Origin of the sequence: Streptomyces niveiscabiei (assembly GCF_001419795.1) — a bacterium.
GTDB classification, from domain to species: domain Bacteria; phylum Actinomycetota; class Actinomycetes; order Streptomycetales; family Streptomycetaceae; genus Streptomyces; species Streptomyces niveiscabiei.
Genome location: NZ_LIRL01000898.1, coordinates 1 through 3,669 on the forward strand (window position 1 = coordinate 1; position 3,669 = coordinate 3,669).

The 3,669-nt window shown below is 68.3% G+C and carries 5 protein-coding genes; all 5 read right to left on the reverse strand.

Annotation, left to right across the window (positions count from 1 at the left end; genetic code table 11):
* Positions 1-128: 128 nt before the first annotated feature.
* Positions 129-1,166 (reverse strand): lysophospholipid acyltransferase family protein, encoded by a 1,038-nt coding sequence (locus AOK24_RS36525; RefSeq protein WP_055724255.1) that lies wholly within the window; start codon positions 1,164-1,166, stop codon positions 129-131.
* 14 nt (positions 1,167-1,180) lie between these two features.
* Positions 1,181-2,263, reverse strand: coding sequence for an NAD-dependent epimerase/dehydratase family protein (locus AOK24_RS36530; protein ID WP_055724256.1), 1,083 nt, complete (start codon positions 2,261-2,263; stop codon positions 1,181-1,183).
* A gap of 203 nt (positions 2,264-2,466) precedes the next feature.
* A complete protein-coding gene (locus AOK24_RS46745; protein WP_003948845.1) occupies positions 2,467-2,565 on the reverse strand; it encodes a 30S ribosomal protein bS22 in 99 nt (32 codons plus the stop codon).
* Positions 2,566-2,720: 155 nt separating this feature from the next.
* Positions 2,721-2,927 carry a helix-turn-helix domain-containing protein gene (locus AOK24_RS36535; RefSeq protein ID WP_010351066.1) on the reverse strand — a complete coding sequence of 69 codons (207 nt, stop codon included), beginning with the start codon at positions 2,925-2,927 and terminating at the stop codon, positions 2,721-2,723.
* A gap of 131 nt (positions 2,928-3,058) precedes the next feature.
* A partial coding sequence (locus tag AOK24_RS36540; protein WP_055724257.1) for a phosphatase occupies positions 3,059-3,669 on the reverse strand: 611 nt, incomplete at its 5' end.

The window sequence follows — 3,669 nt, forward strand, 5'->3', positions numbered from 1 at the left end:
CCCCGACGTCACCATCCCCCCCCTCCTCCCGGGCCTCCTCCCCGGCCTGGGCATCGACAGCGAGGACGCGGACTAACACAACGATGGGGCGCCCGACTCAACACCGGGCGCCCCATCGCCATACCCCCCTAGAAGAACACCGACCGCCGCTGCACCAGCAACTTGTACAGCGTGTGCTGGATCTGCTCCCGCACCTGATCCGTCAGGTTGAACATCAGCATCGGATCCTCGGCGGCCTCCGGCGGATACCCGTCCGTCGGGATCGGCTCGCCGAACTGGATCGTCCACTTCGTCGGCAGAGGGACGGCGCCCAGGGGGCCGAGCCACGGAAACGTCGGGGTGATCGGGAAGTAGGGGAAGCCGAGGACCCTCGCCAGCGTCTTCGCGTTGCCGATCATCGGGTAGATCTCCTCCGCGCCGACGATCGAGCACGGGATGATCGGAGCGCCCTTGCGCAGGGCTGTGGAGACGAAGCCGCCTCTGCCGAAGCGCTGGAGTTTGTAGCGCTCGCCGAAGGGCTTGCCGAGGCCCTTGAAGCCTTCCGGCATGACGCCGACCAGTTCGCCCTGGCCGAGAAGGCGGTCGGCGTCCTCCGCGCAGGCGAGGGTGTGCCCGAGCTTGCGCGCGAGCTCGTTGACGACGGGCAGGACGAAGACCAAGTCCGCGGCGAGGAGCCGGAGATGACGGTCGGCGGGGTGGTTGTCGTGGACGGCGACCTGCATCATCAGCCCGTCCAGGGGCAGCGTCCCGGAGTGGTTGGCGACGATCAGCGCACCCCCCTCGGAGGGGATGTTCTCGATGCCCTTCACCTCGACCCGGAAGTACTTCTCGTACACCGGCCGCAGCAGCGACATCAGCACCTGGTCGGTGAGCTCCTCGTCGAAGCCGAAGTCGTCGACCTCGTACTCCCCGGTCAGCCGCCGCCGCAGGAACGACAGCCCGCCCGCGATACGCCGCTCGACGGACCGCGGCTCCTGTGGTGTCACCGGAACATCATCGCGCTCCGGTGCCCTGATGGGCAGAGGCTGGACCTCACCCGTCCCGCCCGTCACCTCGCCGTTGCGCGCCTCCCGCTTCCCGAGCCCGCCCCGGCGCCGCGCGGGCCGCGCCGCCGCCCCCGTACGGGACCGGTCGTCGTCGAACGGGATGACCTTGGCGTCCGCCATCGTGGACACGCTCCTCAGTTCGCGCTCGGCGTCGGAAAGTTCGGCGTCGGATTCTTCGGCGCCGGATTCTTCGGCGGGACCAGCGCCGCGACCCGGTCGACGGCGTCACCGACCAACTCCGGCGGCAGCAGCCCGGGCCCCTGGCTGCGCGCGAAGTCCGCGAAGGTCCCGGCGGTCGTGTACGCCGGCGAGAACCCGAGCGTCTCCCGCATCAGCGTCGTCGACACCACCCGCCCGTGCGTCAGCAGCCGGATCTGCTCGGGCGAGAAGTCGGTCATCCCGAGCGTGCGCACCAGCGACCCCGCCCAGGTGACGGCCGGCAGCAGCAGCGGCACGGTGGGCCGCCCGAGCCGCCGCGAGCACTGCGACAGCAGCAGCACCCCGTCCCCCGCGATGTTGAACGTCCCGCTGTTCAGCGTCCCGCGCGCCGGCTCGTGCGACGCGATCCGCAGCACCTCGATCACATCGTCCTCGTGCACGAACTGGAGCCGCGGGTCGTACCCGAACACCGTGGGCAGCACGGGCAGTTCGAAGTACGAGGCGAGCGGCGTCTCCGCGCCGGGCCCGAGAATATTGGCAAACCTCAGCACGCACACGGCGACATCGGGCCGCCGCCGCGCGAACCCCCGTACGTACCCCTCGACCTCGACCGCGTCCTTCGCGAACCCGCCGCTCGGCAGCGACTTCGCGGCCGTCGACTCCGTGAACACGGCCGGATCGCGCGGCGCGGACCCGTACACGTTCGTACTCGACTTCACGACGAGCCGCTTCACGCCGGGCGCCTTCTGACAGGCCCCCAGCAGCTGCATCGTCCCGATGACGTTGGTCTCCTTGACCGACATCCGGCTCCCACTGCCGAGCGGCGTGCCGGTCACATCCATGTGGACGACCGTGTCGGCACCGCTCTCCGCCAGCACCCGGGCGATGGTCGGCTGGCGGATGTCCGCCTGGACGAAGCCGGCGCCCCCGAGGGAGTGCTCGGGCCGCACGACGTCCACCCCGATCACCCGGTCCACGCCGGGATCGCGCTGGATCCGCCGTACGAACCGTCCCCCCAGCCTGCGGGCCACTCCGGTGACAAGCACGACCTTCCCCAAGATCAGCGCCTTTCTTCCAGGGCCTGGTGTTGGGTGCCAACCTAGCGGTTCGGTGTTGCGCTGTGATGACTGCCCGAGGCAAGCGTGACCGGATATACGGCTGGCCGGACGGCCGGATATGCGGGCGGCCCCCGCCGGATACCCGGTGGGGGCCGCACCACGCGTACGCGACGCGCGCCGATTCAATTCGTAAGCGCTGCGGCTTACTTCTTGTTACGGCGCTGGACGCGCGTCCGCTTCAGCAGCTTGCGGTGCTTCTTCTTCGCCATCCGCTTACGCCGCTTCTTAATGACAGAGCCCACGACTTACCCTCGCTCACTTCTCATCACTCGGTGCTGGGCGCCGGGGCCCACACGACCTACGAGGGGCCAGCCTACCCGTCCGCGCGCTGAGGTCGTAATCGAGGGGGTCGGGGGAGATCGGAAGTGCCCTGTACTGATCCCCCCCAGGTCAGCCGTCAGGCGGTTTCCACCCCCACATAACTCTCGCGGAGGTACTCGTGCACCGCTTGTTCGGGGACGCGGAAGGACCGCCCCACCCGGATCGCGGGCAGATGACCGCTGTGCACCAGGCGGTACACGGTCATCTTCGAAACGCGCATCACCGCGGCGACTTCAGCCACGGTAAGGAACACAACCTCGTTGAGAGGCCGATCAGCTGCCATGACAACACCTGAACCTTCCGCACTCGACGGCCACCGGCTTCCCCTTCCGGTGACTCTTCGTCGTTGCGTGCTCACTCCCCAATGTAGGGGCGGGTGATGCGAGTGGGGAAGAGGTGCACCCCAAGGCAGTCCTACTGTGACAGACACGCTCGATTGAGTACGTAGCGGGTAAGCGGCAAGTAGTAATCGGACCGCACGCCGTCATCAACCGGAACGGCGACGGACACGATCCCCTCGGCCTGCCCCACGAACACCGCGGGGTCATCGGCATCGGCCAGCCCAATGGCCTCAAACCCCAGCTGACCTGCTCCGCAGACCCAGCCGTGGTCCCCGATGACCAGGTCCGGCAGCCGCCCGCCGGACGCCGCGAGAGCCTCCAGCGCGAGCCGAACCGGCAGCGGGGAATGCGTGTGTACGCCGGTCGCGCGACCGGCGCGTTCGACGCCCGGTTCGAGGAGCCGGCCGACTCCCCGTACGTACTGAAGGATGTGCGTACGTAGACCGAACCGGGTCGTTATGTCGACAGAGAGACCCTTCGCAGGTGTGAGCACTTCACATCCCGCCGTCGACAAAGCGTCCACGATCCCCCGGTAAAACCCCCCTAACCGCCCCGGATGCCCCGTCCCCACCAACACAGCGCCGTTACAGAGCGCAACATTCCTGATCCGATCCGCAAACGCGTCAAGCGCGGCAACGGTCTTGAACGGCTCAACCCAATCCTGCCCTGAAACCACCCCCAGAT

Coding starts and splice junctions, on each gene's coding strand:
- AOK24_RS36525 (WP_055724255.1), bottom strand. CDS start 1,166: ATGGCGGACGCCAAGGTCATCCCGTTCGACGACGACCGGTCCCGTACG.
- AOK24_RS36535 (WP_010351066.1), bottom strand. CDS start 2,927: ATGGCAGCTGATCGGCCTCTCAACGAGGTTGTGTTCCTTACCGTGGCT.